This is a genomic window from Comamonas sp. A23 (genome assembly GCF_004522605.1).
Lineage (GTDB): Bacteria > Pseudomonadota > Gammaproteobacteria > Burkholderiales > Burkholderiaceae_C > Comamonas > Comamonas thiooxydans.
In genome coordinates, this window is record NZ_RSDT01000002.1 from 179438 (window position 1) to 204671 (window position 25234).

General features: G+C 61.3%; 26 protein-coding genes. 8 read left to right on the forward strand and 18 right to left on the reverse strand.

From position 1 onward, the window contains the following. Window positions 1-2: 2 nt before the first annotated feature. The 5 genes from EIC84_RS05280 to EIC84_RS05300 all read right to left on the reverse strand — a co-directional run bounded on the left by EIC84_RS05280 (window position 3) and on the right by EIC84_RS05300 (window position 6464). On the reverse strand, window positions 3-527 hold the full coding sequence (locus tag EIC84_RS05280) for a GNAT family N-acetyltransferase (protein WP_034348967.1): 525 nt from the start codon (window positions 525-527) through the stop codon (window positions 3-5). Window positions 528-794: 267 nt separating this feature from the next. Next, window positions 795-2234, reverse strand: a complete 1440-nt coding sequence (locus EIC84_RS05285; RefSeq protein ID WP_003064341.1) for a coniferyl aldehyde dehydrogenase — start codon at window positions 2232-2234, stop codon at window positions 795-797. A gap of 180 nt (window positions 2235-2414) precedes the next feature. Further along, window positions 2415-2771 carry a hypothetical protein gene (locus tag EIC84_RS05290; RefSeq protein WP_003064340.1) on the reverse strand — a complete coding sequence of 119 codons (357 nt, stop codon included), beginning with the start codon at window positions 2769-2771 and terminating at the stop codon, window positions 2415-2417. 29 nt (window positions 2772-2800) lie between these two features. Next, on the reverse strand, window positions 2801-5413 hold the full coding sequence (gene clpB, locus EIC84_RS05295) for an ATP-dependent chaperone ClpB (RefSeq protein ID WP_003064338.1): 2613 nt from the start codon (window positions 5411-5413) through the stop codon (window positions 2801-2803). A 130-nt stretch (window positions 5414-5543) separates the two neighbouring features. Further along, window positions 5544-6464 (reverse strand): helix-turn-helix domain-containing protein, encoded by a 921-nt coding sequence (locus EIC84_RS05300; RefSeq protein WP_034361881.1) that lies wholly within the window; start codon window positions 6462-6464, stop codon window positions 5544-5546. A gap of 124 nt (window positions 6465-6588) precedes the next feature. Here EIC84_RS05300 and EIC84_RS05305 point away from each other — a divergent pair, with 124 nt between their 5' ends. Further along, on the forward strand, window positions 6589-7482 hold the full coding sequence (locus EIC84_RS05305) for a DMT family transporter (RefSeq protein WP_003064334.1): 894 nt from the start codon (window positions 6589-6591) through the stop codon (window positions 7480-7482). 88 nt (window positions 7483-7570) lie between these two features. Here EIC84_RS05305 and EIC84_RS05310 read toward each other — a convergent pair whose 3' ends face one another. Beyond that, window positions 7571-8029: a molybdenum cofactor biosynthesis protein MoaE gene (locus EIC84_RS05310; RefSeq protein ID WP_034361879.1), complete on the reverse strand. Its 459-nt coding sequence runs from the start codon at window positions 8027-8029 to the stop codon at window positions 7571-7573. A 53-nt stretch (window positions 8030-8082) separates the two neighbouring features. On the opposite strand from EIC84_RS05310, the gene EIC84_RS05315 reads away from it, so the two are divergent. Together EIC84_RS05315 and EIC84_RS05320 are read left to right on the forward strand one after the other, a co-directional pair. Then, window positions 8083-8337: a hypothetical protein gene (locus EIC84_RS05315; protein ID WP_003057869.1), complete on the forward strand. Its 255-nt coding sequence runs from the start codon at window positions 8083-8085 to the stop codon at window positions 8335-8337. Window positions 8338-8350: 13 nt separating this feature from the next. Next, window positions 8351-8677, forward strand: coding sequence for a hypothetical protein (locus EIC84_RS05320; RefSeq protein ID WP_003064330.1), 327 nt, complete (start codon window positions 8351-8353; stop codon window positions 8675-8677). An 85-nt stretch (window positions 8678-8762) separates the two neighbouring features. Here the strand turns inward: EIC84_RS05320 and EIC84_RS05325 are convergent, their stop codons facing one another. The 3 genes from EIC84_RS05325 to EIC84_RS05335 form a co-directional block, all read right to left on the reverse strand. Next, entirely contained in the window at window positions 8763-9350 is a 588-nt protein-coding gene (locus EIC84_RS05325) for a hypothetical protein (RefSeq protein ID WP_003064328.1), read from the reverse strand. Continuing rightward, window positions 9347-9697: a GIY-YIG nuclease family protein gene (locus EIC84_RS05330; RefSeq protein ID WP_003064326.1), complete on the reverse strand. Its 351-nt coding sequence runs from the start codon at window positions 9695-9697 to the stop codon at window positions 9347-9349. Before EIC84_RS05330 ends, EIC84_RS05325 begins: the two co-directional genes overlap by 4 nt. Before the next feature lie 171 nt (window positions 9698-9868). Continuing rightward, window positions 9869-10435, reverse strand: a complete 567-nt coding sequence (locus tag EIC84_RS05335) for a TetR/AcrR family transcriptional regulator (protein WP_034361874.1) — start codon at window positions 10433-10435, stop codon at window positions 9869-9871. Between the two features lie 95 nt (window positions 10436-10530). Here EIC84_RS05335 and EIC84_RS05340 point away from each other — a divergent pair, with 95 nt between their 5' ends. After that, a complete protein-coding gene (locus EIC84_RS05340) occupies window positions 10531-11724 on the forward strand; it encodes an MFS transporter (protein WP_050788950.1) in 1194 nt (397 codons plus the stop codon). A 108-nt stretch (window positions 11725-11832) separates the two neighbouring features. Here the strand turns inward: EIC84_RS05340 and EIC84_RS05345 are convergent, their stop codons facing one another. The 9 genes from EIC84_RS05345 to EIC84_RS05385 all read right to left on the reverse strand — a co-directional run bounded on the left by EIC84_RS05345 (window position 11833) and on the right by EIC84_RS05385 (window position 21614). Further along, window positions 11833-12186: a recombinase family protein gene (locus tag EIC84_RS05345; RefSeq protein ID WP_003064321.1), complete on the reverse strand. Its 354-nt coding sequence runs from the start codon at window positions 12184-12186 to the stop codon at window positions 11833-11835. After that, window positions 12183-13610 carry a short-chain fatty acid transporter gene (locus tag EIC84_RS05350; RefSeq protein WP_003064320.1) on the reverse strand — a complete coding sequence of 476 codons (1428 nt, stop codon included), beginning with the start codon at window positions 13608-13610 and terminating at the stop codon, window positions 12183-12185. Before EIC84_RS05350 ends, EIC84_RS05345 begins: the two co-directional genes overlap by 4 nt. Window positions 13611-13844: 234 nt before the next feature. After that, entirely contained in the window at window positions 13845-14099 is a 255-nt protein-coding gene (moaD, locus tag EIC84_RS05355; protein ID WP_003064318.1) for a molybdopterin converting factor subunit 1, read from the reverse strand. Window positions 14100-14110: 11 nt separating this feature from the next. Next, entirely contained in the window at window positions 14111-15367 is a 1257-nt protein-coding gene (gene glp / locus EIC84_RS05360) for a gephyrin-like molybdotransferase Glp (protein WP_003064316.1), read from the reverse strand. A gap of 14 nt (window positions 15368-15381) precedes the next feature. After that, complete coding sequence (gene mobB / locus EIC84_RS05365; protein ID WP_003064315.1) at window positions 15382-15924, reverse strand: molybdopterin-guanine dinucleotide biosynthesis protein B; 543 nt, start codon at window positions 15922-15924, stop codon at window positions 15382-15384. Between the two features lie 129 nt (window positions 15925-16053). Further along, entirely contained in the window at window positions 16054-17478 is a 1425-nt protein-coding gene (gene thrC / locus EIC84_RS05370; protein ID WP_003064313.1) for a threonine synthase, read from the reverse strand. 155 nt (window positions 17479-17633) lie between these two features. Further along, entirely contained in the window at window positions 17634-18830 is a 1197-nt protein-coding gene (locus EIC84_RS05375) for a hypothetical protein (protein ID WP_003064311.1), read from the reverse strand. A 91-nt stretch (window positions 18831-18921) separates the two neighbouring features. Next, window positions 18922-20256: a homoserine dehydrogenase gene (locus EIC84_RS05380; protein WP_003064309.1), complete on the reverse strand. Its 1335-nt coding sequence runs from the start codon at window positions 20254-20256 to the stop codon at window positions 18922-18924. Between the two features lie 68 nt (window positions 20257-20324). Continuing rightward, window positions 20325-21614: a pyridoxal phosphate-dependent aminotransferase gene (locus tag EIC84_RS05385; protein ID WP_003057902.1), complete on the reverse strand. Its 1290-nt coding sequence runs from the start codon at window positions 21612-21614 to the stop codon at window positions 20325-20327. A gap of 166 nt (window positions 21615-21780) precedes the next feature. Here EIC84_RS05385 and EIC84_RS05390 point away from each other — a divergent pair, with 166 nt between their 5' ends. From EIC84_RS05390 to EIC84_RS05405, 4 genes are all read left to right on the forward strand, one after another. Continuing rightward, window positions 21781-22149, forward strand: a complete 369-nt coding sequence (locus tag EIC84_RS05390) for an Mth938-like domain-containing protein (protein ID WP_003064306.1) — start codon at window positions 21781-21783, stop codon at window positions 22147-22149. A gap of 139 nt (window positions 22150-22288) precedes the next feature. Further along, on the forward strand, window positions 22289-22777 hold the full coding sequence (locus EIC84_RS05395; protein ID WP_003057908.1) for a peroxiredoxin: 489 nt from the start codon (window positions 22289-22291) through the stop codon (window positions 22775-22777). A 222-nt stretch (window positions 22778-22999) separates the two neighbouring features. Then, complete coding sequence (locus EIC84_RS05400) at window positions 23000-24724, forward strand: PhoH family protein (protein ID WP_003064303.1); 1725 nt, start codon at window positions 23000-23002, stop codon at window positions 24722-24724. Beyond that, a complete protein-coding gene (locus tag EIC84_RS05405) occupies window positions 24725-25129 on the forward strand; it encodes a hypothetical protein (protein ID WP_003064300.1) in 405 nt (134 codons plus the stop codon). The last annotated feature ends 105 nt before the right edge of the window (window positions 25130-25234 follow it).

The following is a 25234-nucleotide window of genomic DNA, read 5'->3' on the forward strand; positions in this document are numbered from 1 at the left end:
GATCAGCCGTTCAGAGGACGCTTGACGCGCACTTCTTCAATCTTGATGCTGCCAATCACAGCCGTCTTGGCCGTGGACATTTCACGCTTGAAGCCTGCCATTTCATGGAAACGCAGGGCACGCTCGTTGCGCAGCGGAATCCAGGCTGTCACATTGGTGCAGCCTTCTTCCAGCAAACCATCTCGGGCGGCGTCCCACAGGGCAACGCCAACACCTTGATTCCAGTGCGAGGGAGCTGCATAGATAGCCCAGATCTCGCCGGTGGTCTGGCGGGATTTTTCATCACGGGAACGGTCAAAGCCGACAAAGCCAACGATCTTGTCGCCGTCAATGGCGACCTGGACCTGTGGCTCACAGTATTCAATAGCTTCGCGCCAGTAAGCCTGGCGCTTTTCAACCGAGGACATGGCCTTCAGTTGATCATCGGGAACCAGACCTCGATAAGCCTCCAGTGCGGAAGCAGTATGGATCTGGGCAATCGCTTTTGCATCGCGAAGAGTAGCGGGACGGACCTGGATACTAGACATGGAAAAACCGGGGCGGAAACATGTAAGAATAGAAGGGCGTAATTGTCTACAGATTCAGAGTTTTGGCACGCGGTGCAGTGGTTAGCCATTTGCTCAACTGCGGCTGTTCGCAATTTCTTGCTATGGCGCAATCTATGTGCTATGCGCTCCACTAAGCAGAGCAGCAAGCCCGCAACCATCAATGGTTTGCGTCACATTTGATGACAATCTGGCAAGCACTCACGACAGCACCGAAGCGCTCAATCCCTGTTCGACGGCCAAGAAACTTCAGAGCCAGCGTCGCATGAAGTCCATCACCCGGTCGAATTTTTCCCCGAACGGCGGGTACAGCAGGGAAGTCGCCGCCCAGCGCGACTGCACGAAAACCGCCTTCTGGTGCACAAAGCGCAAAAAGCCCTGCTCTGCGTGATAGGCACCCCAGCCGCTGTCGCCGACACCGCCGAATGGCAAGTTCTCATGCGCCACATGCAGCAAGGTGTCGTTCACACAGACGCCTCCGCTGACGGTGCGCATCAACACCGCATTGCGCTCGGCCTCGTCGTTGCCAAACCAGTACAGCGCCAGCGGGCGCGGGCTGGCGTTGATGGCATTGATCACGTCTTCGATATGCTCGTAGGAGATCACAGGCAGGATGGGGCCGAAGATCTCTTCCTGCATCAGTTGCATCTCGCCGGTGGCACCGAACACCAGCGCCGGAGCGAACTGCCTCTCCACGGCCTCGCCCCAGGCCGTGGTGTCACCGTCCGCAGCCGGGGCAGCCGCTTCATGCATCCAGTGCACCTGCGCTCCCAGACTTTGCGCCTGGCGCAGCATCTGCTTGAGTCGTGCCAGATGGCGCTTGCTGATGATGGCCGTGTAGTCCGGGTTGCCCGAGATGCGCGGGTACAGCTGCTGCACCGCCGCCTGATAGGCCTCGGCAAACTCCTGCTCCTTGCCGCGCGGCAGCAGCACATAGTCGGGAGCGATGCAGGTTTGCCCGGCATTGACCAGCTTGCCATAGGCCACCTTGAGCGCAGCGGCCTGCATATCGCAGTCCTGCGCAATGATGCAGGGCGATTTGCCCCCGAGCTCCAGTGTGGTGGGCGTCAGGTGCACGGCTGCCGCCTGCGCCACACGCCGCCCCACGGCCGTGGAGCCGGTGAACAGCAGATGATCGAATTGCAGACCCGAGAACTGCGTGGCCACGGCCACGTCCCCCTCGATCACGCAGAACTCTTCGGGTGCAAAGAACTGGGCGACCAGCTCGCCCATTTTTGCCGAGGTATGCGGCGTCAGCTCGCTGGGCTTGAGCATCACGCGATTGCCCGCCGCCAGAGCCGTGATGGCTGGCGCCAGCGATAGTTGCAGCGGATAGTTCCAGGGCGAGATGATGCCCACCACGCCCAGAGGCTGGCGCTCCACCCAGGCCTTGCCTGGCTGCAGCATCAGCGGCGTGCGCACGCGCTGACGCTTGCTCCACTTGGGCAGATGCTTGAGCGTGTGCCTGAGCATATTGCGCACCAGCATCAGATCCAGCATCTCGGTCCAGCGCTCGGAGCGCACACCAAAGTCCTGCTCCACCGCCGCGCACAAAGCCGGGCCGTTCTCGTCCAGCATCTTCTGCAGACGCAGCAGCCTCTCCCGGCGCACCAGCAAAGGTACATCGACCTGCGTGCGGCTGGCTTGGTACTGCAAGTCAAAAATGCGGTGCAAGTCCATGTAGTTCATGCCTGTCTGAAAATCCCAAGATCACAGTCCCGACCATACCGCGAGACTGCGTAAACACAGCGTAAAAAAAGAGCCTGATGCAACACTGCACAGGCTCTTGTGTGTTGACCGCGAAACAAGCCTGCGGCCCTTTATTGCCTCACCTGCTCCAAAGTATGAAGCCTGTGTAAGCGCTTGTCATTACGACTCGTGCACCTCGCGCGGCTGCACATCAGTCACATCGCCGGCACCGGGCAGAACGCCGCGGCGCCCGCGGGTTTCACGCCCATCCTTTTTGGCATCGGCATTGCCCGACGATTGCGCCATCCACTCGGCTCCCGAACGGTACACCGTCTGCCAGCCGGCAAAAGGACTCATGGCGCCCATGCTCATGGGCACCACGGGCTGGCCCGTGAGCCTGGCCCACAGGGCGCGCACGCCCCAGGCCAGGGCAATGAGGCAGGCCACGGCCATCAGGCACAGGAAGAACACCAGGCCCACCAGCATCAGCATGATGCGGACGGCCCAACGGGTTGCAGTGGCGGCGAAATCGTTCAAAGCAATACCTCTTTCTAGGGTTCGGGGCCTCAGGCAGTGCCTGCGGACTCGAACCGGAACACCCCGGGATCATTCACCGGGTCGACTGTCACAGCTATCGTACTCTTGGGCGGGAACTTTCCCTCAAGTAACAACTTGGACAGCGGGTTTTCAATACGCTGCTGGATGGCGCGCTTGAGCGGACGGGCACCGAACACGGGATCGAAGCCCACCTTGGCCAGCTCGGCCAGGGCTTGCTCGGACACCTGCATGCTCAGTTCCATCTTCTGCAGACGGCTTTCCAGCAACTTCAGCTGAATCCTGGCAATCGCCTCGATGTTCTTGGCATCCAGGGCATGGAAAACCACGGTTTCATCGATGCGGTTCAAGAATTCGGGTCGGAAATGGTTTTTAAGTTCCCCCCAGACCGCTTCCTTCACATCATCAGCATCCTCGCCAACCATGGCCTGTATCAGATGCGAGCCGATATTGCTGGTCATCACGATCACGGTGTTCTTGAAGTCCACCGTGCGACCCTGGCCGTCGGTCAATCGACCATCGTCCAGAACCTGCAGCAACACATTGAAGACATCGGGGTGGGCTTTTTCCACCTCGTCCAGCAGCAGCACGCTATAGGGCTTGCGGCGCACGGCTTCCGTCAGGTAGCCGCCCTCTTCATAGCCCACATAGCCGGGAGGCGCACCGATCAAGCGTGCCACAGAGTGCTTTTCCATGAACTCACTCATGTCAATGCGCACCAGATGGTCCTCGCTGTCGAACAGGAATCCTGCCAGCGCCTTGCACAGCTCGGTTTTGCCCACGCCCGTGGGGCCGAGGAACAGGAAGGAGCCGGTGGGACGATTGGGATCTGACAGGCCCGAGCGCGAGCGGCGGATGGCATTGGCCACGGCGCTGATCGCCTCCTCCTGACCCACCACACGCTCGTGCAGCTTGCCCTCCATGTGCAGCAGCTTGTCTTTTTCACCCTGCATCATCTTGGCCACGGGGATGCCAGTGGCACGGCTGACCACCTCGGCAATCTCTTCGGCTCCGACCTGGGTGCGCAGCAGCTTGTTGGCCGTTGCGCCGTCCTGGCCCTCCTCCTTGGCCTGAGCTTCATGCAGCTGCTTTTCGAGTGCGGGCAGCTTGCCGTATTGCAGCTCGGCCACCTTGTTGAAATCGCCCTTGCGCTTGAACTCCTCAATCTGGATGCGCAACTGGTCCACTTCCTTGCGGATCTGCTCCGAGCCCAGAGCGCTGGCTTTCTCGGCCTTCCAGATTTCCTCGAGGTCGGCGTACTCGCGCTCCAGGCTTTCGAGCTCTTCCTCGATCAACTGCAGGCGCTTTTGCGAAGCCTCGTCCTTTTCGCGCTTCATGGCTTCGCGCTCGATCTTGAGCTGAATCATGCGGCGCTCGAGCTTGTCCATCACCTCGGGCTTGGAGTCCATCTCGATCTTGATCTTGGCCGCGGCCTCGTCGATCAGGTCAATGGCCTTGTCGGGCAGGAAGCGGTCGGTGATGTAGCGATGGCTCAGCTCCGCAGCGGCAACGATGGCGGGGTCGGTGATATCGACGTTGTGATGCGCCTCGTACTTCACCTGCAGGCCGCGCAGAATGGCGATGGTGTCCTCCACCGAAGGCTCGTCCACGATGACCTTCTGGAAGCGGCGCTCCAGAGCGGCATCCTTTTCGATGTACTTGCGGTACTCATCGAGCGTGGTCGCACCCACGCAATGCAGCTCGCCACGCGCCAGCGCGGGCTTGAGCATATTGCCGGCGTCCATGGCGCCATCGGCCTTGCCGGCGCCCACCATGGTGTGGATTTCGTCGATGAAAAGAATGATGCGGCCTTCGTCCTGTGCAATTTCCTTGAGCACGGATTTGAGGCGCTCCTCGAAGTCGCCGCGGTACTTGGCACCAGCCAGCAGGCCCGCCATGTCCAGCGACAGCACGCGCTTGTTCTGCAGGCTCTCGGGCACCTCGCCGGCCACGATGCGCTGGGCCAGACCTTCAACAATGGCGGTCTTGCCCACACCAGGCTCGCCGATGAGCACGGGGTTGTTCTTGCTGCGGCGCTGCAGCACCTGGATGGCGCGGCGGATTTCATCGTCGCGGCCAATCACCGGGTCCAGCTTGCCGCTGCGGGCACGCTCGGTCAGGTCCAGTGTGTATTTTTTTAGCGCTTCGCGCTGGCCTTCGGCTTCTGCACTGTCCACGTTCTGACCTCCTCGCACGGCATTGATGGCAGCCTCCAGGCTGGACTTGCTCACGCCGCTTTGCTTGAGCAAAGCACCGGCACGCGTGGCCGAGCCTGCGGCATCGGCCAGCGCCAGCAGAAACAGCTCGCTGGCGATGAACTGGTCACCGCGCTTGAGCGCTTCCTTCTCCGAGGCCTGCAGCAGCCGAGCCAGCTCGGAGCCGACCTGCACATCGCCTTGCTGCTGCACGCGCGGCAGATCAGCCATGGCCTGTTCGGCCAGGTTCTTGAGTTGTTGCACATTGCCGCCGGCGCGCTGCAGCAGCGCGCGCGGGCCGTCGTCCTGGCGCAGCATGGCTACCAGCAGGTGCAGTGGGTCGATGGTGGATTGATCAGCACCGAGCGCCAGGGACTGCGCGTCGGCCAAGGCTTCTTGGAATTTGGTCGTCAGTTTGTCAATTCGCATGGTTTGTCGCTTTCGCTCCAATCAGATTCATTGCCATTTATCTGATAGTCAAACAGGGGGTTTCAAGACCCTAATGCGCAAAAAACAGCAAAAGGCAGATCCACAACCACCCTGCTTGCGGTATATCAAGTCAAGCATCGCGCCAGCAGCGGGCCAGTTGCGTAGGAGTAAGCCCATATTGCTTGCGAAAGCTGCGCAGCAAATGGCTGGCATTGGCAAACCCCGTTTCGGCGGCCAGCCATGCCAGCTGCGGCGTGCGCCTCCTCACACTGCCTGTGCTGCCCTGCAGGCGGGCGCAGACCTTCTGCAGACGCCGCTGCATGACCCAGTCATGCACGGTGCAACCCATGCTTTGATGGAACATACGGGCAAAGTGATATTCGGACAAGGCCACGACCTGCGCCAGCGCGGGCAAGCTCAGGGCTTTGCTATCGGCCAGATGGGCATCCACATAGTCAAGCACCTTGCGCCGAGCCGTGGATGACAGGCCACCCAGTGGTTTCAGCAGCTTGTGCCGCTGCCAGGGCGCCGCCGATTGCAGCACCAGCCGGTCCAGCACTTGCTGGCTCAGGCAGTCCGCCTGCCATATGTCGTGAGCCCCACTCCAGTCCAGTCGCCACAGCGCCTGTGCCCATTGCGCATAAATTGGGTCTTGGGAATAAATCTGTGGTGTCAGCGTAATGCTGCGCGGCTCGGCATCCAGCAGGCGCACCACACGGTCGGCCCAGGCAATATCCGAGACATACAGGTGCAGAAACTGCACGGGCTCGCGCACCAGCCAGCGCGATTCATGCTCGGCCGGGAGAACGCAAAAGCGCCCTGCTTCGCCTCGGGCCAGTGCATCGTCCTTGAGTTGCGATCCCTGACCTCCGGCCAGATAGACAGACAACGTGTGATGCCCTTGCTGGCGGTAGTGCACCTCATCATCGTGATTGGCCCAGATTGCCAATTCCAGCGACTGGCTCAAACCCGCTCTGCGCCTGATCTGGGCACGTGACCGAGCCAGTACATGACTCAGATGCGAAGGGGCGGATACAACGCTGGCGGGCATGCCTGCATTGTGGCGCCAGCCATCTGGCCGCGCTTGCTGCAGCGCCACAAAACCGCAGGAATGTGCAATGCAGAGCCAATCCAGGCGCGCAAGATCTTGGTTCTTCCAAGCACCAGGACTTGCCATGCTTTTACCTCTTTATGCCCTGGTCGTGCTGATCTGGGGCTCCACCTGGATCGCTCTCAAGATGCAGCTGGGCAGCGTACCCGTAGAGCTGTCCATCGCCTACCGCTTTGGTCTTGCCTCCCTGGTGCTTTTTGCCTGGCTGCTGCTGACCCGCCAGTGGCGTGTCCCCCGCGGCGCAGCCATTCCACGCGTGCTGGGCCAGGGACTATGCCTGTTCAGCCTGAACTTTGTCTGCTTCATGCACGCCAGCGAGACCCTGACCAGCGGTCTGGCTGCCGTGGTGTTTTCCAGTGCCAGCATCTGGAATGCATTTCTGGCGCGAGTCATCCATGGTCGCAGGCTTGCGCCCAATGTGCTCGCAGGCAGCGCTCTGGGCCTGACGGGCCTGGTGATTCTGTTCTGGCCGGAGTTGCAACAAGGTCAGCACGCCAGCTGGCAAGGTCTGTTGTGGGCGCTGGGTGGAACGCTGTGCTTTTCCTGCGGGAACATGCTTTCTGCATCGCTGCAGAGCCTGGGCTACAGGCCGCTGCACACCAATGCCTGGGGTATGCTGGCCGGCACGCTGCTGCTGCTAGCGTATGCGCTGATTGCCGGTCTGCCCTGGCACTTTGATACCAGCCTGCAATATACAGGCGCGCTGCTGTATCTGGCCATTCCCGGCTCGGTGATTGCCTTTACCGCCTACCTCACACTGGTAGGCCGACTGGGACCCGAAAAAGCCGCCTATGCCACAGTGCTGTTTCCCATTGTGGCGCTCAATATCTCGGCTCTGTTCGAAGGCTACCAGTGGACTGCTGCCGGCATGCTGGGCCTGATCCTGGTGATGGCTGGCAATGTACTGGTCTTCAAGCCACCTCGCTGGCTGCAGCGGAACGATCTACAAAAAGCATAGCATCCACCGCTCTTTCGTATTGCGTTTCAGATGATTTTTCAATTGAAACTCAATGGGTAAATGCGTAAGCAGCTATCAATTCATAGAATCACTGCCATCGCGCCAATGCCTGCTCATCGCTGACACGCGCATCCACCCAGCGTGCGCCTTGCCCGGTCTGCTCTTTTTTCCAGAACGGCGCTTCGGACTTCAGATAGTCCATGATGTATTCGCAGGCCTCGAAGGATTTGCCGCGGTGGGCGCTGCTCACCGCCACCAGAACGATCTGGTCCATTGGCTGCAGCAGGCCGATACGGTGAATCACACGCGCGCCATAGATGCCAAAGCGCGCCACGGCCTTGTCGATGATGGCTTCGATCGACTTTTCGGTCATACCGGGGTAATGCTCGAGCTCCATGCTGGAGACGGCATCGCCCTCGTTGCGGTCGCGCACCGTGCCGACAAAGCTGCAGACCGCGCCCACGCGTGCATCGCCGGTGCGCAAAGCGGCAATCTCGGCCGAGAGGTCAAAGTCCTGGGTCTGAATGGATACACGTGCAGCAGTCATAGCCGCATTGTCGCAGGCCAGCATGGGCATGTCCGGCGCATTAGCATTGCGCCATGGCCACACAAACCATCAATCTGCCGGAGTACACGCTGTACCCCTCTCCGCGCAACGAGCACCGGATGATTTTCGAGTTCCAGCTCTTTGTGCCCTATCCCTATGAGCTGATCCATCTGCCCGACTACAACTTCAAGGGCAAGGCCACGCTGTTTGCCGCCCACCGCAAGCGCGACAACAAATCGGGCCAGCTCATTACCTGCGAGCTGGCCGTGGACATCGAGCGTTTCGAACGCCTTTTCGAGCCGAGCTAAAGGTCAAGGCCCTATGGACGACACCAGCCAGATTCAGCCGCCGCCCAGCTTTGCCGAGCTGTTTCGCACGCGCAGCGGCAAGCTGTCCGCCCCGATTGCCGAGGTCGTCGCACGCTATGAGCTGTGCGAAGACCTGGCAAGCCATCTGACCGAGCAGGCGCAGACGCTTTATCACTCGGGCAATTCCTCCGAAGAGCAGGTACTGCTGGGCATGCATGCGGGCCTGGCCGCGGAGGGCTCGGTCGTCACGGCACTTGAAGCGGGCTGGATCGTGCAGCGCCTGGCCGAGCTGCTGGAATGGCGTGCACCGCAGTTTCCCACTCCTGCAGACCCGGCCTGAAAGCCCGGACAGAACCCGTTTTCAGCGCTCTCGGACCAGCATTTGTCGCTTCAGATTTCAGGAACCTCTTCCACTCGAGAGCAGATCAGAAGGCTCCGGCAGGCGCATTGAGACGCTGCCAGGCCAAGGCCCGCCAGGCAGGCGTTCCGTAGGCGGCGACCAGATCTCGCCCTATGGCGGCCCAGGCCGGGTCGGCCGGTTTCAAGCCCAAGGCCTCGATGAACGGCGCTTGCACGATGAAGCACTGGCGCCGATAAGGCAGCAAAAAACCATCCGCCTGCTGTGCAAGCACGCTGCGCGCCTGTGCATACTCGCTGAACCAGATGTGCAGAAGAATGCCGCTACGAGGCACATGCCAGAAGCTGCCCATGTCATCTCCCGGCCCAGCCAGAGCTCCCAGCACCCGACGCGCCTGCTCCCAGCCGGCAAAGCCGACCTCGCGCGCCGCCTGATGCAAATGGTCGCGCAATGTGGCCGAGCCCGCAGCACCCTCGCGCCGCGCACGGTTCAGGCGCACGCGGGCGCGCACCTTGAGTTCGTCGACCAGGGCCTGCGGCGAAACGAATCCGGAAACAGAACCGGCCCCCGTGGCCGAACCCGACGGATCAATGGCTGCAGCACCACCGAGCAGCGCTTGGCCTGAACACATGGCATTCACGGTTTCACTGCTCATGGCTGTACCCCTTGCAGCTCTTGCTGCCACAGGGAAAGCAGGGCCTGAAGTTCGGCGTCATAGTCGAACAAAGGATCGTCGCGCTCCTTCACGCGGTCCAGTACCTCAAAACGAAATGCCTGTGCGCCATGGCAAGCCCAGGCCTGGGCCAGTGCCGCATCGCGCCGGAAGCCATTGCTCAGCTCGAACCGCAGGCGGTTGAGTATTGCGTCCACGTTACGGCTGGCCCCCAGGCGCAACAAGTCAGCGGCATCGCAGCGCACCGCGTAGATACCCATGGCGGGAAAAGCCTGTTTATAGTCCCGCGTCAGCGCGCGCCGCGCCTGGGGATGGAGAGATGAAGTCATGACAGTGCTCCAGGTTGCATCGGAGCCTCCCGCGCTGGGCCCCTAGAACAACCATGGTCTGACAGAACATCGAAATCGAGCGTGAACACGCTGTCGAAAGCAAGGGTGAGAGCCTCTTGTGCGGGCAGGCGCCCCTTGGCACCTGTGAGCCGCGATTCTAGGGCAAGAGCCTCAGACCTGCTCAGGCACCAGTTGTTCGACCAGCTTGCGCCCGAACGCCACATCGGGCTGCAGACCATAAAGAATGCGATAGACGATGGGTGCCACCAACTGGTCCAGCATGGCTTCCACATCGGGCACCTCTTCGCCACGCGCGCGGGCCCGGCCCAGCACAATGCCAAGCTGGTCGCGAATGATGTCCACGCAGGCGCAGGTCACCTGGTCTTCCTGGGTTGCCACCAAGGTATCGCGCAGCAAGGTTCGTCCCAGGGGAGAGCCCATTTCCTCGATGTATTGCTCGGTCCAGGCCTGCAGATCGCCATGCAGACTGCCCGTGTCCGCAGGCTCGGCAATGGGACGGATGCGCTCCAGCGCCACATCGGCCAGCAGTTGCGGCAGATCGCCCCAGCGGCGATACAGCGTGGAAGGCGTCACGCCGGCCTCGGTGGCGATCAGGGGAAAGGTCAGCTCCTCGCGCGGCATGTGCTCCAGCAGTTTCCTCACCGCCTGATGCACGCTGGCCTGTACACGGGAGCTGCGCCCGCCCGGCCGGGATTGGACTGGGTCTTTTGCAATCATGGTCATTAAAGCTAAATATTTGCGTTAATGATGAATTAACGCAGAATACGCAAACGCAAAAAATTTGCTTTTATGGTAGCGGAGCCTGCTTTTCCATGCCCACATCCTCTGTATCCCTGACTGCGGTATCCAGCACCCGCAATATGGCTGCTGTCGCCCTGACCCTGGCCAGCTTTCTGGCGGCATCCAGCGCTCCCACGCCCTTGTATAGGCTCTACCAGCAGGCCTGGGGCTTTTCCTCGGGCATGCTGACCCTGATCTTCGCGGTCTATGCCTTCAGCCTGCTCGTCGCCCTGCTCACCATGGGCGCGCTGTCCGATTACCTGGGCCGGCGCCCCGTCATTCTTGCGGCCCTGGGACTGGAGGCGGTCTCCATGCTGATGTTCACCCATGCACAGGATGCGCAGGCTCTGCTCTGGTCGCGTGTGGTGCAGGGTTTTGCCACCGGCATGGCGAGCGCAGCCCTGGGCGCGGCCCTGCTCGATCTGGACCGTGAACGCGGTGCGTTGATCAATACGCTGTCTCCCATGCTGGGTATGGCAGCCGGCGTGTTCGGCGCCAACCAGCTGGCCAGCCACGGCCATGACGGCTTGCACCAGATCTACTGGTGGCTGCTGCTGGTCTTTGCGGCATCGGCCTGGGCCATTGCCGTGATGCCTGAAACCGTCAGCCGCCGCAGCGGAGCCCTGGCCTCCATGCGCCCTCGCATCCGCCTTCCCGCGCATATCCGCCCGGCCTTCCTGCGCATGGCACCGCTGGATATCGCCGCCTGGGCGCTGGCGGGCTTTTATCTGTCGCTAGGCCCCACCCTGCTGCGTGTGATCACCGGCTCCACCCTGATGGCAGGCCTGGCCGTGTGCATCAACACCCTGAGCGCCGCAGCGGCCATCTGGCTGCTGCGCCACTGGACGGCCCAGCGCATGCTGCGCTTCGGTGGCTCGGTTCTGCCGCTGGGCATCGTGATTCTTCTGCTGGGCGTGGCCAGCCACAGCCTGACGCTGATGGTGGCCGCCTCCATCATTGCCGGTGCGGGCTTTGGCGTGGGCTTTCAAGGGGCGCTGCGCAGCGTGCTGCCGCTGGCCGAGCCACATGAACGCGGCGGCCTGCTGTCCACCATCTATGTGCTGAGCTATCTGGCCTTCAGCCTGCCGGCCATCGCCGCAGGCCTGCTGACCCAGAGCCTGGGGCTGGTGCCCACCACCTATGGCTATGGTCTGATGCTGATTGTGCTTGGCTTGCTGGCACTGGCTGCCACAAGGCAGAAAGCGGTCACCCGGCATGGTGCATAAGCTGTGCGTTGCGGTCTTGCTCTACATTGCCTGACTCATTCGTCCCCGACCTCCATCAAAAAAGGCGTGCAGCAAACGCAGCACGGCTTTTTGATCGGCATGACGGCCTCAGGCCTGGATCGACTCGGCAGCCTTCCAGTCCGCGTAGCGGTTCAGTATGCGCTGCACTTGCCCATGGGTCCACTCACCGCCCTTGGCGGCCGCAATGCCCCGTGCATTGAGTTCAGCCGCCATGGCGCGGTGGGTCAGACCTTGTTGCAGCAATTCGGCGAACAGCGCTTCGTGCTGCCTGGCAAAGGCATCGGCCGCCGATTTACGTTTTTCCACCGTGGCGCGGATATTGGCCGCGCCGGCCGTGCCCAGCTTGACTCCGCGCTCACGCGCTTCAGCCAGAGCCTTGCGGGTACGGGCGCTGATCTCTGGGTTCACTTCGGTAGATGGCAAATCGGCGGTTTCGGTCATGGCATTACAGGGGGGATATAGCTCAGGGTCTGACCCAGGAACCATAACAGGAACAGCACCACGGGCGCATGAACCAGCAACTGCACAAAGTTGAAGCCGATCAGATCACGCGCCTTAAGGCCCAGCACGCCCAAGAGCGGCAGCATGTAGAAGGGGTTGATCAGATTAGGTAGAGCCTCAGCAGCGTTGTAGATCTGCACGGCCCAGCCCAGGTGGTACTGCAGATCATTGGCCACCTGCATCACATAGGGGGCCTCAACAATCCACTTGCCACCGCCCGAGGGCAGGAAGAAGCCCAGCACGGCCGAGTAGGTGCCCATCAGCAGTGCATAAGTGTCATGCGTGGCAAAGCTGGTGAAGAAGGTGGAGATATGGTGGGCAATGCTGGCACCGCCGTCACCCTTGACGTCCGTCATGATGGCCGCAATCGCGCCGTACAGAGGGAACTGGATCAGCACGCCGGTCGTAGTGGGCACGGCACGTGCCACGGCATCGAGAAAGCTGCGGGGGCGCCAGTGCAACAGCGCACCGGCCATGAGAAACAGCAGGTTGTAGGTGTTCAGCCCAGAGATCGCCTGAATGAAAGGCTTGCTCGAGAACTCCTCCACCATCCAGCCCACGGTCAGCGCCACCAGCAAGATGATGAGAATGGGGCTGTATTCCAGCCATTCACCGGGGCGGCTGGGCTTTTTGACTTCCTGCACGACTTCTGTGCCCAGGTCGACCTGGCATTGGGCCGCATCACGCGCGGTCTTCTCACCGGGTGCAGTCATGTAAGCCACGACGATGGAGATCACCATCAGCACGCCCAGCATCACGCCGGACTGCCAGAGGAAAATAGTCTGCGTGAACGGAATCACGCCGGTAATGGCCAGAATGCCGGGAGGCAGGCTGGCTGGGTTGGCCTGCAGCTGCGCTGCCGAAGACGAAATGCCCAGCGCCCACACGGCACCCAGACCCAGATAGACGGCGGCACCGGCGGCGCGGTAGTCCATCTTGATGTCGGTGCGGCGTGCCAGTTCCTTGACCAGCAGACCACCGAACACCAGGCTCAGCCCCCAGTTCAGCAGCGAGGCGCTCAGCGCCACAAACGCCACCCAGGCCACGGCGCCACGGCCGGTCTTGGGCACGCGGGCCAGCGCCTTGATGAGTGCAGATGCGGGCTTGGAGCTGGCCACCACATAACCGCCAATCACCACAAAAGCCATTTGCATGGTGAAGGGGATCAGACTCCAGAAGCCCTTGCCGAAGGCCTTGCTGGTTTCCTGCACCGGCGCACCAATGGCAAACGCTGCCAGCACCACGATGAAGATGCCGACCACGGCAAACACCCAGGAATCCGGGAACCACTTCTCCGCCCAGCTGGCGCAGCGCATGGCAAAGCGCGCAGAGCGGGTCTCCTCCATATTGACGTGAGTTGTCATGAGTAAGTGCTTTCTGTCTTTCTTGTAGAAAGCGCGGATTCTCCAAAATGAATCTCGTCAGATTCACGAAAATACGCCCAGGAAAACCCTAGTAAGCAATCTCACGATCAAGGCTGGCACCTGGAAACCGACAAACAGCAAAAAGGCCTGTGCAAGCGGTTTGCACAGGCCTTCTGTGGACTTCAGGCTTCTTCAGAAACCGTTTTTAGAGGCTCACAAGCGCTCAGAGACTCATCAGCCCCCCGTCACTGGCGGAAAAAATGCCACTTCGTCGCCATTGCTGAGCACGGCATCGGCATCGCAGATATCCTGGTTCAGCGCCATGCGCACAGCCTTGCTGGCAGCCAGCACCTGGGCAGCCGCATCGCTGCGGCTCATCAGTTGCTCGCGCAATGCTCCCACGGTGGCTGCCGGGGTCTGCAGGCTTTCGCTGCCCGTACCCAAGGCTTCCCGGATAGAGGCGAAATATCGAATCGTAACGGTCTTCATCTCCAACTCCATCAGGCCATAAGCTCGGTAAACGGGATAAAGCGCACACTGTCGCCCATGGCAACCGTGGTGCCGGCAGGGTTGTCCACCACGCCGTCGCCCCAAGCCGTGGAAGTCAGCACGCCCGAGCTCTGGTTTCTGAACAACTCCAGCCCGCCACGCTCGTTGTAGCGCACCCGCAAAAACTCTCTGCGCTTGTCGCCCTTTGGCCAGACGAAATCAGCGCGCGCTTCGATGGCTCGCGGCAGCACATGCTGCACGCCCTGCAGACGCAGCAGGAACGGGCGCACCAGCACCTGGAAGGTGACAAAGCTGGAGACCGGGTTGCCCGGCAGACCGATGAAATGCGCAAAGCCCGTGCCAGACTCGCGATTGACGCGGCCGTAGGCAAAAGGCTTGCCGGGCTTGATGTTGATCTGCCAGAGGTCCAGCTGACCCAGCTCCTGCACGGCAGGCTTGATATGGTCTTCCTCGCCCACGGAGACGCCGCCGCTGGTGACGATCACGTCGTGGTCCATGGCGGCATCGGCCAGCGCGGCAATCGTGGCCTCGCGGTCGTCGGGAACAATGCCCAGATCCGTGACCTCGCAGCCCATGCGCAGCAGCAATGCACGCAGGAAGAAGCGGTTGCTGTTGTAGATGCTGCCCGCTGGCATGTCCTGCGGCGCAACGGTACCGGGCATGACCAGTTCGTCGCCGGTGGAGAACAGGGCCACACGCGGCTTGCGTGCCACCTGCAGGCTGGCAAAGCCCATGCTGGCTGCAAGACCCAGATGGGCCGGCGTGAGGCGGGTGCCGGCTTCGATCACGGTGGCGCCCTGCGTGATGTCCTCGCCCGCGCGGCGAATCCACTGGCCGGCACGGGGCTGGGCCTTGATGCGCACGCGGCCGTCCTCGAGCAATTCGCAGTCCTCCTGCATGACGATGGCATCGGCCCCGGCCGGCACGGGCGCCCCCGTGAAGATGCGGGCGACGGAGCCGGCAGCCAGCGCATCGGGGGAGGTGCCGGCAGGGATGCGCTGCGACACCGGCAGCACTGCAGCGCCGTCGGCACATTCGACGGTGCGCACCGCATAGCCATCCATGGCCGAGTTGTCCTGAGGCGGCACCTGCAGCGGCGAAACGGCGGCCTGCAGCAGCACGCGGCCATCGGCATCAAAGGTGTCCACCATTTGTGCGCCGGCCTGGGGCTGGGCATGGGCCAGCAGCTCCTGCAGGGCTTCATCCAGAGGCTTGAGCGGCTTGCGAGGCGTCTGTGGTGCTTGCATTGCTGTGTCTTTCCTTAGTTCTTGTATTGCAGGGAGTCCGAATGAGCCAGCAGCCATTGCAGCACAAGCTGGGGCTGGTTGAGATCCAGCACGGGCTGGACAGGCACTTGAGGCAGGTCATGGGCAGCGTCGGTGGCAACTGCCAGCACCCTAGGGTCATGCGCAAACAGCGGCTCCAGGCTCTTGCCCTTGTCCAGCCTGTCCTGCTGCTGCCGCCAGACCTCTATCTTGGGCAGCCCGCCATGCTTGAAGCCTTCGATCAGCACCCAGTCCACGCTGGGGTCCAGCTGCGCCAGCATATGGTGCATGCTCAGCTGAGCAGGCTGCTCGTATTCGCGCATCAGCGCCATGCGTCTATCGGATGCGAGCAGCACTTCATAAGCGCCAGCCTTGCGGTGGCGCCAGCTGTCCTTGCCCTCGCGATCCACATCAAAGTCATGGTGGGCATGCTTGATGACCGAGACCCTGAGTCCGCGCTGCTTCATCAGCATCACCAGCGCCTCCACCAGGGCGGTCTTGCCCGCGCCCGAATATCCGGCAAAGCCTATGACCTTCATCTTGATTTCAATATGTTTTTGATAGCTACCAGCGCTCTATGGGCAAGCGCAAAATACCAATTTCATCCAAAGAAAAAAAGCACCTGTCGCCAAGCCACAGATGCTTTTCAAGCTTAACGCCGCAGGACTTTATCTGCAGTTTTCGGCGATAAAGGCCTTGACCTGGTCCACGTCGGAGGCCATGACGACCACACGCTTGGGCAGGTCTTCGATGCCGTTGAACTTGGCGGGACGGTCGGGCTGGCGGCCCAACGCTTCTTCGATCGTCGCCGCAAACTTGATGGGCAGAGCGGTTTCCAGCACCAGCATGGGCTCGGCGCCCAGATGCTCTCGCGCCACCTTCACGCCGTCGGCGGTATGGGTGTCGATCATCTGATCAAAACGCTCGAAAGTGTCCTTGATGGTGGCCAGACGGTCGGCGTGCGTGCTCTTGCCGCTCACAAAGCCGTACTTGCCGGCCGCATCCTTGAAGGCGGGATCCGCGCTCAGATCGAACTTGCCGGCCTTGGCCACGCCTTCGGCGAACAGTTGCTTGGTGCGCACGCCGTCGCGCCCCACCAAGTCGAACACAAAGCGCTCGAAATTGCTGGCCTTGGAGATGTCCATCGAGGGGCTCGATGTCTCGTAGGTATTGGCCGAGCCTCGCACCTGGTAGACGCCGGTGCGGAAGAACTCGTCCAGCACATCGTTCTCATTGGTGGCCACCACCAGCTTGGCAATGGGCAGACCCATCTGGCGCGCCACATGGCCTGCGCAGATATTGCCGAAGTTGCCGGAAGGCACGGTGAAGCTCACCTTCTGGTCATTGGAGCGGGTGGCCTGCAGATAGCCGGCAAAGTAATAGACCACCTGGGCCAGCAGACGTGCCCAGTTGATGGAGTTGACGGTGCCGATCTTGTACTGGGCCTTGAAGGAGTGGTCGTTGGAGACGGCCTTGACGATGTCCTGGCAGTCGTCGAACACGCCTTCGATGGCGATGTTGTGGATGTTCTCGTCCTGCAGGCTGAACATCTGCGCCTGCTGGAAAGGGCTCATGCGGCCGTGTGGGCTGGTCATGAAGACGCGCACGCCCTTTTTGCCGCGCATGGCGTATTCGGCCGCGCTGCCGGTGTCCCCGCTGGTGGCACCCAGGATATTCAGTTCCTCGTTGCGGCGGGCCAGTTCGTACTCGAACAGATTGCCCAGCAGCTGCATGGCCATGTCCTTGAAGGCCAACGTGGGACCGTTGGACAGGGCTTCGATGTGCAGCACGCCGTCGAGTTGACGCACGGGCACGATGGCGTCGCTGCCAAAGACTTCCCTGGTATAGGTCTTGGCACACAGGGCACGCAGATCCTCGGCTGGAATGTCGTCGATATAGAGCGACAGAATCTCGAAGGCCAGGGCTGCATAGCCCTTGGCGGCCAGCGTCTCCCGCAACTGGCTCAGCTTGGCATCGTCGATCTGGGGATACTCGACGGGCAGGTACAGGCCGCCATCGGGAGCCAGGCCTTCGAGCAAAATGTCGCAAAAACGCTTGCGGTCAGCATGGCCGCGGGTGGACAGATACAGCATCTCAAACTCGCCAAAAACTAAAATTCGGAACCGGCAGCCAAACGGACAGAAGTCATGCCGCCAAGCCGACCATTATCGGTCAGCAAGCCCGATTTGACTGCGCGCGAATGCAGAGACCGGCCAACGCCATTGCCTCATATCGCGCCGGACGGGACTCAGGGCTGGAAATAGCGCTGCGCCCCCGGCTTGATATAGGGCTTGAGTTCCTTGAACGGGACACTGACGCCGCTGCCCAGGCACACACCCATGGCATGACCTATGCCCGAGATCACAAAGCTCATCTTGTCGGGCTTGTCGAGCATCAGCGCCATGTACTGGGGCAGCAGCTCGGTACACTCCTTGTCATCCTCGGAATGCCGGTTCACGGCCTTGCTCAGAAAACGCGACAGCCGATCACCATACTCCAGCTTGTACTCGCCATATTTCACGTCCTTGAGCAGGCGGGTGAAGTCCATATAGCCGCCCTTGAGCAAGTCCAGCACAAAGGGGTCGTAATGATTGTTGGGATGGGCCCCGCCGCAACCGGTTGAACCGGACTCCACCACACTCATCAAGGCACTTGAGAGGTAGGTCACCTTGATCGACTCGTTATTAAAGTCCCCCAGTGAGCCTGCCGCCGGGCCAGCGTTCTGGTAGATCGAGCCTACACAGGCCAGCGCCTCCAGACTCATGCCCCAGTGGCGCTGCTCCAGAACGGTATTGGTCTGCGCCAGAATTTTGCTATCCGGGTGACGCGTGAGGCGCGGATACCAGAACTGGGTACGCGCATCGCGCACCGGCCTCCAGGCCAGCGTGGGGCTGACCACCACTTCCTTGCCCTGCTCCAGCTTTTGCTCGGCCACTTTCAGATAGTCGTAGGGCGTGGCCTGTGCCGAGATGGCAACGCCCGATGCAATACCGCTGCCCGCACCTTGCACAATCGCCAACGTCACGGCCTCCACACCGAATGGCGCTATCTTTTCAGGGTCGTACTGCGCAATATGGGTAAGGGCTAGCGGCAGTTTTTTGCCGTGAATATCATCCACCCATTCACCTGCCAAAGCACTGCCTTGCTGGCGCAGTTGCCAAACGATGCGGCGCTGTTGGGAGTCGGTCAACACGGGAGGCTCGCCACCGCTTTCACGCGCCCAGTCGTTATTCAAAGGACGTGCCTCAGACAGCGCATTCAGCGAGCCCCGGAGCGGAATATCCACTCCATGCCGCAGATAGAAATAGCGCCCCTGGCGTTCACCATCCTCACCCGGCTTGCCCAGCTCCATCACCACCGCCGAGCCGCCCAGCGTGCCACGATAGACATCGACGGGTGCCGCTTGCGCACCCGCCGCCACCAAAAACAAAAAGGCTGACGCCATAGGGCACCAGCCTTTGAAGGAGTTTGCAATACCGACACCGCACTGAACAGGGAATAAACCGGTTTGAGTGCGACGGTACATGCTCAAGTCCTTAGTTCAGCTCTTCCTTGCGGATGCGGGTGATGGGAGCCAGCACCGTGGGCAGCCCCTGGATTTCGGCCAGGGCCTTGTCCATATCCCCTTCGCGGGTATCGTGCGTGAGAATGATCAGGTCGGTCTGGGTCGAGCCTTCGCCGCCCACTTCATCGGCTTCGCGCTGCAGCACGGCGTCGATGCTGATGCCGGCACCCGCCAGCAGGCCGGTGATCTTGGCCAGCACTCCGGCTTCATCGGCCACGCGGATGCGCAGGTAGTAGCTGGTCACGACCTCGGCCATGGGCAGCACGGGCAGCTCGCTGCCAGCGGCAGCCAGGCTGCTGCTCTGGAAGGCCAGGGCTGGCACGCGGTGGGCAGGATCGGACCCGTCCATGCGAGCAATATCCACCAGGTCGGCCACCACGGCGGAGGCGGTGGGCTCGGACCCGGCACCCTTGCCGTAGTACAGCGTGGTGCCCACGGCATCGCCGTTCACCACCACGGCGTTCATCGCGCCTTCCACATTGGCAATCAGACGCTTGGAAGGCACCAGCGAGGGGTGCACGCGCAGCTCGATGCCCTTGTCCGTGCGCTTGGTGATGCCCAGCAGCTTGATGCGATAGCCCAGTTGCTCGGCGTAGCGGATATCGGCACCGGCCAGCTTGGTGATGCCTTCCACATAGGCCTTGTCGAACTGCACGGGAATGCCGAAGGCAATCGCGCTCATCAGCGTGGCCTTGTGGGCCGCATCCACACCCTCGATGTCGAAGGTGGGATCGGCTTCGGCATAGCCCAGACGCTGCGCTTCCTTGAGCACCACGTCGAAGTCCAGGCCCTTGTCGCGCATTTCGGACAGGATGAAGTTGGTCGTGCCGTTGATGATGCCGGCCACCCACTGGATGGAGTTGGCGGTCAGGCCTTCGCGCAAGGCCTTGATGATGGGAATGCCACCGGCCACGGCAGCTTCATAGGCCACCATCACGCCCTTCTCGGCTGCGGCCTTGAAGATTTCCGTGCCGTGCACGGCCAGCAGGGCCTTGTTGGCGGTCACCACATGCTTGCCGGCCGCGATGGCTTCCAGCACCAGGGCCTTGGCAATGCCGTAGCCGCCGATCAGCTCGACCACCACATCGATATCGGGGTTGGCGATGACTTCACGTGCATCGCCGACCACCTTGACCTTGTCACCCACCACGCTCTTGGCGCGTTCGGTATCCAAGTCGGCGACCATGGTAATTTCAATGCCACGACCCGCACGACGGCGAATCTCGTCTTGGTTGCGTTCCAGCACATTGAAAGTACCGCTGCCTACGGTGCCAATGCCCAACAGGCCTACTTGGATGGGTTTCATAAGTTCTAAGGTCAAAAAAGCGCTGAAGCGCTTGAAAATCAAGCGCCACCAGCTATCAAAAAGATGAGTTACGCGGCTTTCTCAGCCTTGGCAGGCTTGAGTGCCTTTTCTGCCGGCACTGCCTTGGGCTTGTCCGTGCCATGGCGCTTGCGGTACTTCTCGAGGAAGGCTGCCAAGCGGTTGATGGCCTCGCGCAGATCTGCCTCATGCGGCAGGAACACGATGCGGAAGTGATCAGGCTCGGGCCAGTTGAAGCCCGTACCCTGCACCAGCATGACCTTGGTTTCCTGCAGCACTTCGAGGAAGAACTCCTGGTCGTCCTGGATGGGGTAGACGGCGGGATCGAGGCGCGGAAACATGTACAGCGCGCCCTGAGGCTTGACGCAGCTCACGCCGGGAATGGCGTTGATCAGCTCCCAGGCCAGATCGCGCTGCACACGCAGGCGACCGCCCTCCTGCACCAGGGCGTCGATGCTCTGGTGGCCGCCAAGCGCCGTCTGCACGGCCCACTGGCCGGGCACATTGGCGCACAGGCGCATGTTGGAGAGCATGTTCAGGCCCTCGATGTAATCCTTGGCGGGCTTTTTGTCGCCCGAAATCACCATCCAGCCAGCACGGTAGCCGCAGGAGCGGTAGGCCTTGGAGAGGGAATTGAAGGTGATGGTCAGCACATCGATGGACAGGCTGCCCAGCGGCGTGTGCTTGGCATCCTCGTACAGCACCTTGTCGTAGACCTCGTCCGCGAAGATGACCAGGCCATGCTCGCGCGCCAGCTCCACGATCTGCAGCAGCAGCTCCCTGGAGTACAGCGCACCCGTAGGGTTGTTCGGGTTGATGACAACGATGCCCTTGGTGCGCGGCGTGATCTTGGCGCGGATGTCGTCCATATTGGGCATCCAGCCATTGGACTCGTCGCACATGTAATGCACGGGCGTGCCGCCGGACAGGCTGGTGGCTGCCGTCCACAGCGGGTAGTCGGGCGCAGGCAGCAGCATCTCGTCACCGTTGTCCAGCAGCGCGTTGGTGGCCAAGCTGATCAGCTCCGAAGCACCGTTGCCCAGATAGATGTCGTCCAGCGTCACGCCCTTGATGCCCTGGCGCTGGGTTTCGTGCATCACGGCCTTGCGCGCCGCGAAGATGCCCTTGCTGTCGGAATAGCCGGCCGAGTTGGGCAGATTGCGGATCATGTCCTGCTGCACTTCCTCGGGAGCATCGAAGCCGAACACGGCCAGATTGCCGATATTGAGCTTGATGATCTTCTGGCCGTCGTCCTCCATCTTCTTCGCCGCGTCCATGATCGGCCCGCGGATGTCGTAACAGACGTTTGCTAATTTGGCGGATTTTTGAACGGTTTTCATGCGAATCAATGCAAAAGGATTTCAGGCACGCCAGGGCGCATTAAACGCCATGGTGAAACCTATAATTTAAGCACAGTTCCGCGCTGCAGCAATGTCCCCACCCTCTCTGTATGGAGACAGCAGCCATCGCCCCCGTCCAGCGCGCCGATTGCGCAAACTCTCCATCATGAAATTTCAGGCAGACAAATCCGATGCGCAAACCATCACCGGCTATGGCCCGGGCTGGATCGCGGTTGACAAGCAAAACCACGAAACCAGTCTGCTGGTCGGAGCCCGCGGCCTGCTGACCGAGTGGAACTGCGCCCGTTTCGAAGACCTGACTGCCGAGCATTTCGAGGAGCTCGCTAAGCTGGATGCGGAAGTCGTCCTCTTTGGCAGCGGCAGCAAGAACCGCTTTCCACCCGTGGCCTGGCTCAAGCCGCTGATCGCCAAACGCATTGGCCTGGAGAGCATGGACACCGCCTCGGCCTGCCGTACCTATAACGTGCTGGCCAGCGAAGGCCGCAACGTGGTCGCAGCCCTGCTGCTAGCATAGACTTCTGAGCTTACATTGAGAGAAATACGTATTTCAGGGTAAAATCGCAGGTTGCGGTTGGGGGCGATCGATTGATAAAAACAAAAATACCACCGACGCCCTCGGCATTTCAACGAACACACCCGAGAGATACAAGCGCATGGCGATCGTTGTCAACAAACCACTCCCAGAATTTGAAGCCAACGCCACCGGCGGCGTCAAGGTGTCCAACACCTCGCACAACGGCCAGATTCTGATCCTGTATTTCTACCCCAAGGACAACACGCCGGGTTGTACCACGGAAGCAATGCAATTCCGCGATAAGTACAAGGATTTCGTGAAGGCTGGCGCCACCGTGTTCGGCGTGTCGCGCGACAACATGAACTCGCACAACGACTTCAAGGAAAAGCTGGAACTGCCGTTCGAGCTGATTGCCGACACCGAAGAAAAGATGTGCCACATGTTTGGCGTAGTCAAGAACAAGATCATGTACGGCAAGAAGGTCAAAGGCATCGAGCGCTCCACCTTCCTGATCGGCGCCGACGGCATCCTGATGCAGGAATGGCGCGGCCTGAAGGTTCCCGGCCATGTGGACGAAGTACTCAAGGCTGTCAAAAGCCTGAAGACCCAAGACAAGAAGGTGGCCTGAGCCCCGCCCGGGACTGAAAACCTTGCAATCATCTACACGCAAAGTATTTCAAAGTCTTTAAACAAGGCAAAACAGGAAATACTGCATTCAGGCCCTCGCAGCCTATGCATAATGGGGCATGCCTCAGTGCTACGCAGTATTCTCTGTTCACCCCACCAAAGCCGCCTCGGTTTCCAGGCGGCTTTGTGCTTTTTGAATCTTGTTGAGAACGGTTCGTCCACTATGCCCCTGCCCCCCGCACCCGGCCACCGCGCCGCAAAGCTTTCCGCAGAAGCCTTTTCGTCCATCCGCAAGACTGCCAAGCAGACTGCAGAACTTGACGAGGATCTGAACCCCTCCAACGGAGCCGCCCTGAATGCGGCTCCAGAGACCGCGCCCGCGGTCACCAAGCCGCGCCGCAGCACCAGCAAGCCCAACGCAACCGCCAAGCCGCGCAAGACCGCCACAACGGCTGGCGCAGCGCCGACGACAGCAGCATCCACTGCCGCAATACCTGCAAAACCTGCCGACGCAGCTGCCAAGCCTGCCCGCCGCGCCCGCAATACGCGCACCGGCCCGACCACGCTGTTCGTGCTGGACACCAATGTGCTGCTGCACGACCCCAGCAGCCTGTTCCGCTTTGAAGAGCACGACATCTTCCTGCCCATGGTGGTACTGGAAGAACTGGACAACCACAAAAAGGGCATGACCGAAGTGGCGCGCAACGGCCGCCAGGTCAGCCGCACGCTGGACTCCCTGGTTGCCTCCCAGCCCGCCGACGGTCTGGAAAAAGGCCTGCCGCTCAATGCCACAGGTCAGCGCAGCGCCACCGGCACGCTGTACTTCCAGACCAACCCTCTGGATGCCTCCCTGCCCGAGAGCCTGCCCCAGGGCAAGGCCGACAACCAGATTCTGGGTGTGGTCGCCGCCCTGCGCGAGCAGCACAAGGATCGCGAAGTCGTGCTGGTGTCCAAGGACATCAATATGCGCGTGAAGGCGCGCGCCCTGGGCCTGGCCGCCGAGGACTACCAGAACGACAAGGTGCTGGAAGACGGCGATCTGCTGTACTCGGGCGCACTGGCCCTGCCCCACGACTTCTGGGCCAAGGCCGGCAAGAATGTGGAGAGCTGGCAGGAAGGCGCCATCACCTACTACCGCGTCAGCGGCGCCATCGTCGACCAGTTGATGATCAACCAGTTCGTCTACTACGAAGCACCGGGCGAGCCCAGCCTCTATATGCGCGTGACCGAGATCCGCGACAAGACGGCCGTGCTCAAGACGCTGCGCGACTTCGGCAACCCCAAGAATGCCGTCTGGGGCGTGTCCACACGCAATCGCGAGCAGAACTTCGCCATGAACCTGCTGGTCAACCCCGAAGTCGACTTTGTCACGCTGACGGGCACGGCAGGTACCGGCAAGACCCTGCTGGCCCTGGCCGCCGGTTTGGCCCAGGTGCTGGACGAGCGCCGCTATACCGAGATCATCATGACCCGCGCCACGGTGAGCGTGGGTGAGGACATCGGCTTCCTGCCCGGCACCGAAGAGGAAAAAATGGGCCCCTGGATGGGCGCCCTGGACGACAACCTGGAGTTCCTGGCCAAGGGCGACGGCGGCAATGCCGGCGAGTGGGGGCGCGCCGCCACCAACGAGCTGATCCGCAGCCGCATCAAGATCAAGAGCATGAACTTCATGCGCGGTCGCACCTTCCTGAACAAATACGTCATCATCGACGAGGCCCAGAACCTGACCCCCAAGCAGATGAAGACCCTGATCACCCGTGCCGGCCCCGGCACCAAGATCATCTGCATGGGCAATCTGGCCCAGATCGACACGCCCTATCTGACCGAAGGCAGCTCGGGCCTGACCTATGTGGTGGACCGCTTCAAGGGCTGGCCCCACAGCGGCCACATCACCCTGGCGCGCGGCGAACGCTCGCGCCTGGCGGACTTCGCCAGCGAGGTGCTGTAAGTGGCGAGCTGGATCGCGGCACTCAAGCTCGTGCCCTGGGGCGAGGTCATCAAGGCCACGCCTCAGGTGGTGAAGGCCGCCCAGGGCATGCTCAAGAAGAAAGAAGCCCAGGCCGAGGCGCGCGAGCAGGACGCCAGCGCGCAAAGCGCTGCGCAGCGCATCTCGCCACCGGCCTCCGCCGGCGAGCAGGCGCTGCTGCTGATCCAGCAGCAGGAGGAGCGCATCGCCCAGCTCGAGCAATCGCAGCGCCAGTCGCTGGAGATCATCGAGAAGCTGGCCCAGCAAAATGCCCAGATCGTCGCAACCGTGGGCGCGCTGCGCATAGGTGCACAGCGCCTGGCCTGGGCCTGCGGCGTACTGGGACTGTGCGTGATCGGTCTTGGCGTCTACCTGTTCAGCCGCTAACCCCGCAGCTGCTCAAAAAAACAAAGCCCACAAGGTCTGTGCCTTGCGGGCTTTTCTTATGTCCTTCAATTTGATAGCTTGCAGCGCTTGATATTCATAGCTTGC

Bases quoted from the DNA above. Each gene is read 5' to 3' on its own strand.
- EIC84_RS05280 (WP_034348967.1), bottom strand. From the start codon at position 527: ATGTCTAGTATCCAGGTCCGTCCCGCTACTCTTCGCGATGCAAAAGCG.
- EIC84_RS05285 (WP_003064341.1), bottom strand. From the start codon at position 2,234: ATGAACTACATGGACTTGCACCGCATTTTTGACTTGCAGTACCAAGCC.
- clpB (WP_003064338.1), bottom strand. From the start codon at position 5,413: ATGCGAATTGACAAACTGACGACCAAATTCCAAGAAGCCTTGGCCGAC.
- EIC84_RS05300 (WP_034361881.1), bottom strand. From the start codon at position 6,464: ATGCCCGCCAGCGTTGTATCCGCCCCTTCGCATCTGAGTCATGTACTG.
- EIC84_RS05305 (WP_003064334.1), top strand. From the start codon at position 6,589: ATGCTTTTACCTCTTTATGCCCTGGTCGTGCTGATCTGGGGCTCCACC.
- EIC84_RS05310 (WP_034361879.1), bottom strand. From the start codon at position 8,029: ATGACTGCTGCACGTGTATCCATTCAGACCCAGGACTTTGACCTCTCG.
- EIC84_RS05315 (WP_003057869.1), top strand. From the start codon at position 8,083: ATGGCCACACAAACCATCAATCTGCCGGAGTACACGCTGTACCCCTCT.
- EIC84_RS05320 (WP_003064330.1), top strand. From the start codon at position 8,351: ATGGACGACACCAGCCAGATTCAGCCGCCGCCCAGCTTTGCCGAGCTG.
- EIC84_RS05325 (WP_003064328.1), bottom strand. From the start codon at position 9,350: ATGAGCAGTGAAACCGTGAATGCCATGTGTTCAGGCCAAGCGCTGCTC.
- EIC84_RS05330 (WP_003064326.1), bottom strand. From the start codon at position 9,697: ATGACTTCATCTCTCCATCCCCAGGCGCGGCGCGCGCTGACGCGGGAC.
- EIC84_RS05335 (WP_034361874.1), bottom strand. From the start codon at position 10,435: ATGATTGCAAAAGACCCAGTCCAATCCCGGCCGGGCGGGCGCAGCTCC.
- EIC84_RS05340 (WP_050788950.1), top strand. From the start codon at position 10,531: ATGCCCACATCCTCTGTATCCCTGACTGCGGTATCCAGCACCCGCAAT.
- EIC84_RS05345 (WP_003064321.1), bottom strand. From the start codon at position 12,186: ATGACCGAAACCGCCGATTTGCCATCTACCGAAGTGAACCCAGAGATC.
- EIC84_RS05350 (WP_003064320.1), bottom strand. From the start codon at position 13,610: ATGACAACTCACGTCAATATGGAGGAGACCCGCTCTGCGCGCTTTGCC.
- moaD (WP_003064318.1), bottom strand. From the start codon at position 14,099: ATGAAGACCGTTACGATTCGATATTTCGCCTCTATCCGGGAAGCCTTG.
- glp (WP_003064316.1), bottom strand. From the start codon at position 15,367: ATGCAAGCACCACAGACGCCTCGCAAGCCGCTCAAGCCTCTGGATGAA.
- mobB (WP_003064315.1), bottom strand. From the start codon at position 15,924: ATGAAGGTCATAGGCTTTGCCGGATATTCGGGCGCGGGCAAGACCGCC.
- thrC (WP_003064313.1), bottom strand. From the start codon at position 17,478: ATGCTGTATCTGTCCACCCGCGGCCATGCTGACCGCAAGCGTTTTTGC.
- EIC84_RS05375 (WP_003064311.1), bottom strand. From the start codon at position 18,830: ATGGCGTCAGCCTTTTTGTTTTTGGTGGCGGCGGGTGCGCAAGCGGCA.
- EIC84_RS05380 (WP_003064309.1), bottom strand. From the start codon at position 20,256: ATGAAACCCATCCAAGTAGGCCTGTTGGGCATTGGCACCGTAGGCAGC.
- EIC84_RS05385 (WP_003057902.1), bottom strand. From the start codon at position 21,614: ATGAAAACCGTTCAAAAATCCGCCAAATTAGCAAACGTCTGTTACGAC.
- EIC84_RS05390 (WP_003064306.1), top strand. From the start codon at position 21,781: ATGAAATTTCAGGCAGACAAATCCGATGCGCAAACCATCACCGGCTAT.
- EIC84_RS05395 (WP_003057908.1), top strand. From the start codon at position 22,289: ATGGCGATCGTTGTCAACAAACCACTCCCAGAATTTGAAGCCAACGCC.
- EIC84_RS05400 (WP_003064303.1), top strand. From the start codon at position 23,000: ATGCCCCTGCCCCCCGCACCCGGCCACCGCGCCGCAAAGCTTTCCGCA.